This is a genomic window from Luteibacter sp. P4_E6 (genome assembly GCF_056401535.1).
This window is the reverse complement of sequence record NZ_JBFUJE010000337.1, coordinates 1-4,327: the sequence shown is the minus strand read 5'-3', so window position 1 is coordinate 4,327 and position 4,327 is coordinate 1. Positions and strand designations below refer to the sequence as shown.

Here is a 4,327-nt window from a genome sequence, read left to right as displayed (position 1 = left end):
AGGCCGGCACCGGTGCCTTCCCAATCGGCCTTCAGGGCCTTGCCACCGAAGGCGAGTACGGCCTTGACGTTACCGTCGACGATGACGCGACCCAGCTTGTCCTTGCTGCCCGGAGCTGCGTTGTCGGCAGCGGCCGGAGCGGCGGAGGTCGAAGCTTCGGCCGGATCCAGCGACGGACGCTGGGCGGCGGTGATCTCGACGTCCTGGCCGTTGATCTTCAGCGTGGTGGCGTCGATCTCGGCGGCCACGTCGAAGGTGTAGTTCTGATCGCCCCAGTTCGTGGTGATCGTGATACGCGGGCTGGTGATGTTCACGCCCAGCTTCTTGGCGGTCGCCTGGATCTCGGCCATCGCCTTGTCCGACGCGGTATCGACATCGTCGAGGGTGCGCGGCGCGGTGGTGGAGACGAACAGGATCGGCTTGGCCGGCTGGTCGACGATCGACGGAACCATCTTGCTGTAGTCGATGTTGGGAATCGACGCCATCAGGTTCTGCAGATTGGACAGGCTGAACTGGATCAGCGCGTCCGGATCGCCGTGGATGTAGAGGTTCGAGAAGCGGTTGATCAGGTTGAAGCCGTACGAGACGTCGTAAGCCCAATTGACCTTGACCAGCTTCTGACTACGACCGGTGCGCTCCAGCGTGATCGTGAACTTCTTGTCGCTGCCGCGCCAGCCGTTGTCCAGGTTCCAGACAATGGTGCCCTTGCCGGCATCGGAGATCTGGGCGAAGCCCGGATCGATAGAGGCAATTTCGAGGGCGCCATCACCGACCTTCGGGTCGGAAGCCTTCCAGGAAATCTTTGCACCCGGGCCGTACGCCTTACCCGACAGCTCGAACTGGACCTTCGAATCGAAGGAACGCAGCACGGTGTAGTCGGGGAAGCGACGGAAGTTGCTGAAAACGTCGTAAACCTGACGCAGATCCTTGCTAATCAGCATTTCGCGCTCAACATGTCCGGTTGAGGGCATAGCAACGCCGACCACGACACCGAGTACGGCGACGATGACGAGGGCGACAATAAATTCTAACAGACGCGTCATTCCACGGTTCTCCGAACGTCTTACGAACGGGCTCTACGCACAGCCATGGACGCCGTACGCTCACCCCTGAAGAATCGGCCCGTGGCAGGGGTTCGCCCGCGCCGAAAGAGCCGATGGTACTTGCTCGCGGCGGGGAACGCCATTGGGTGCCCTGCCCTTTTTCGCAAGCGGGTACAAGGCGGTTTTCGGCCGCGGCGGCCCGGCGGGGGCCGCCGGTCAGCGCCGGGTCAGACGATACCCAGCTCCAGAGCCTTCAGGACGGCGCGCGTGCGGTCCCGGACACCCAGCTTGGACAGGATATTGGAGACGTGGTTTTTCACCGTTCCTTCGGCCACGCGCAGCGAATTGGCGATCTCCTTGTTGCTGTAGCCGCCCGAGAGCAGGCGCAGGATCTCGGTTTCGCGCTCCGTCAGGGGATCGGGCTGCTCGAGGCTGGAGAACTGGTTCTGGATGCGCCCCACCCCGGCCAGGAGTCGCTGGGTCACCATCGGGGCGACCAGCGACCCACCCGCGGCCACCGTACGCACCGCTTCCACCAATTGGTCGAGCGAGACGTCCTTGAGCAGGTAACCGCGCGCGCCGGCCTTGAGCCCGGCCAGCACGAGCTGATCGTCGTCGAAGGTGGTCAGGATGATGGTCGGCGGCAGTTCGTTGCGGCCGCCGAGGGTCTGCAGCACGTCCAGGCCACTCATGTTGGGCATGCGCAGGTCCAGCAGGACGACATCCGGGCGGATCTGCGGAATGGTCTGCACCGCCTGGGCGCCATCGGCGCATTCAGCCACCACGCGGATGTCCCCGGCGAGGTCGAGCAGCGAGCGAATGCCCTGGCGAACCAGGTTCTGATCGTCAACGAGACAGACGGAGATCATGAATGACCCTCGGAAGGAAAGGGAATTGTGGCACGGGGCGGAAGGTCCGGATCGTCGACCAGCCCCCGCTCCAGCGCGGGTCGCGCCGGCGCATGGGCCAGGGTCGGCTCCTCGCCCAGGGGAAGGCGCGCGGTCAGGGCAAAGCCGCCGTCCGTACCGGTTCGAAAATCGACGGTGCCGCCGAACTCGGCCAGCCGCTCGCGCATGCCGTTGAGGCCGTTGCCCGGGCGGACCGCGCCGCTGCCATCGCCACGACCGTCGTCGCGCGCTTCAAGACAGAGTTCGTCAGGACCGGTGTGACGAAAGGTCAGCCACAAGTGTCTCGCCTGCGCGTGGCGCACCGTGTTGGTCAGGATTTCCTGCACGCAGCGCAACAACATCTGCGCCCGGCGAGGATCTTCGACGCCGAAGCGCGGGGGCACGCTCAACTGCACCTGCAGGCCCGGCACGCCCTCGATCAGGCTACGCACGGCCTGGGTCAGGTCGATGGCGTCGTCCTGGCGCAGCTCGCTGACCACCTCGCGCACATCGGCCAACAGTTGCTTGGCGGTGCGCTGGGCCTTGAGAACGTGCTCCCGGGCCGTGTCGTTGGTGAGATGGCTGGCCACCTCGAGATTGAGGCTCAGGGCGGTAAGGTGATGGCCGACCAGGTCGTGCAGGTCACGTGCGATGCGCATGCGCTCGGCGATACGGGTGGATTCGGCCAGCAGGGCGCGGGTGGCACGCAGCTCGGAGTTCAGTTGCCGCAGCTCTTCACGCTCGTCGGCCTGCTGGCTCGCCACCATCGAGGCGATGAAAACCAGGGCGGAGAAGCCGAAATACAGACACGCCTGCATGGTCGAAGCGACCAGCGTGAACGGAATCTCAAGGAAGACCGGGATCAACAGCAGATGCGCCAGCACCATCCAGGCAATGCCGATAGGCAGCGTGACCAGCCAGGGCACCACGGTCGCCACGATGATCAACAGGAGCGCCGCGACGCCACTCTTACTGAATACGCCGACCGCCAACGCCGTACCGGTGAGGATCAGGAGCACGGCGATGYGCGTGAACCCGTCTACGCGAAGTCCGAGATTCCGGGTAAGCAGCCAGTACACAAGGCCAAAAATCAGATAACTCGCGGTCCAGCCCAGCAACGGCATATCGCCGATCGTGCCGGGGCCGCCCCCCACCCGTTGCATGGAGAGCGGCAGGCCCACGCACAGGAAGACAAAGTACGTGGCGTACTTGAGGAGGCGGACGTTATTGAACTGAACCTTCGACATGGCCGCATCATAGGGCTTCGCGCCCGCCGCACCACCTGATAGAAGTCACGCTCCGGCAAACGGCAAGCGTCGGCTTTACAACGGTTTTACATACGCGACAGCGCGCCGCTAGGGTGGCCGGCGTGCCATAATGCCGCGCATTCGGCGGCCCGGGGGTCGCCCGTTTCGAAACCATCATTCCAGAACCCTTAGCGGAGCAACGAATGGCCCTTGCCATCCGCGACGTGCGTGAGCACGACCTGGATGCCGTGCTGGCACTCAATAACGAGGCAGGCACCGGTATCCTCGCCACGGACCGCAGCCGCCTGCGTCACCTGTACGAGATCGCGCATTATTTTCGCGTCGCCGAACAGGATGGCCGCATCCTCGGCTTCCTCATCGCCATGCGACCGGACGCCGAATACAGCAGTCCGAATTTCCGCTGGTTCCAGGGCCATTACGAAAGCTTCGTGTACATCGATCGGATCGTGATCGCGTCCGAATCGCGTGGCCATGGGCTGGGCCGAATCTTTTATTGCGATGTGCAGAGTTATGCCGAGGTACGTGTGCCGCTTTTGACCTGTGAAGTTTTTCTCGAACCGCGCAACGACCAGACCGTGCTGTTCCACGGCACCATGGGTTTCCAGGAAGTGGGCCAGCAGAAGATGGGCGATACCGGTCCGAAGGTGAGCCTGCTCGCGCGCGAGCTGCCGAGCTTTCCTTTCGTTCGTGAGCGCTACATCGAGCAGGACGGGCTGCCCTCCGTGGCCTGGCTGAGCGAACGCCAGCGTCCGATCGATGGTCACAAGGTGAACGCATGAACGCCCGTGCCGAATCCCTCGAGGCCGCCTGCGACCTCCGTTTCGGTCAGGTCGGCATTGCCTGCGTGCGTCTTCGCCGCGTGGACGCTGCCGCCCTCGTGGAAGAGCTGGAGCGTCGCGTGCGGGCGGCACCGCAAATGTTCGCCCGTGCGGCGGTCGTGCTCGACCTCTCGCACCTGCCCAAACTGCCCGACGACGGCATGGTGGATGCCCTGCTCGAAGCCATTCGCAGCGCCGGCATGCTTCCCGTCGGCATCGCCTATGGCACGCCCGAGACCGAAGCGCTCGCCGAACGAATGAACCTGCCGCTGATCGCCAAGTTCCGCGCGCAGTACGAACCCGGCCAGTCC

At 64.1% G+C, this 4,327-nt stretch carries 4 protein-coding genes and 1 pseudogene; 2 read left to right on the top strand and 3 right to left on the bottom strand.

All coding sequences use genetic code 11. The features are described 5' to 3' along the window. The 3 genes from AC1DT2_RS16705 to AC1DT2_RS16695 all read right to left on the bottom strand — a co-directional run. A partial coding sequence (locus AC1DT2_RS16705; protein ID WP_477297563.1) for an SRPBCC family protein occupies nucleotides 1-1,043 on the bottom strand: 1,043 nt, incomplete at its 3' end. 227 nt (nucleotides 1,044-1,270) lie between these two features. Then, a complete protein-coding gene (locus AC1DT2_RS16700) occupies nucleotides 1,271-1,912 on the bottom strand; it encodes a response regulator (protein ID WP_107912726.1) in 642 nt (213 codons plus the stop codon). Further along, nucleotides 1,909-3,177, bottom strand: coding sequence for a sensor histidine kinase (locus tag AC1DT2_RS16695; RefSeq protein WP_477297560.1), 1,269 nt, complete (start codon nucleotides 3,175-3,177; stop codon nucleotides 1,909-1,911). Before AC1DT2_RS16695 ends, AC1DT2_RS16700 begins: the two co-directional genes overlap by 4 nt. Before the next feature lie 203 nt (nucleotides 3,178-3,380). Between AC1DT2_RS16695 and AC1DT2_RS16690 the strand changes: the two genes are divergently transcribed. Together AC1DT2_RS16690 and minC are read left to right on the top strand one after the other, a co-directional pair. Next, a complete protein-coding gene (locus tag AC1DT2_RS16690) occupies nucleotides 3,381-3,977 on the top strand; it encodes a GNAT family N-acetyltransferase (RefSeq protein ID WP_063571634.1) in 597 nt (198 codons plus the stop codon). Further along, nucleotides 3,974-4,327, top strand: a pseudogene (gene minC / locus AC1DT2_RS16685) (septum site-determining protein MinC); the annotation flags it as partial. The gene AC1DT2_RS16690 and the pseudogene minC, both read left to right, overlap by 4 nt.

Coding starts and splice junctions, on each gene's coding strand:
- AC1DT2_RS16700 (WP_107912726.1), bottom strand. CDS start 1,912: ATGATCTCCGTCTGTCTCGTTGACGATCAGAACCTGGTTCGCCAGGGC.
- AC1DT2_RS16690 (WP_063571634.1), top strand. CDS start 3,381: ATGGCCCTTGCCATCCGCGACGTGCGTGAGCACGACCTGGATGCCGTG.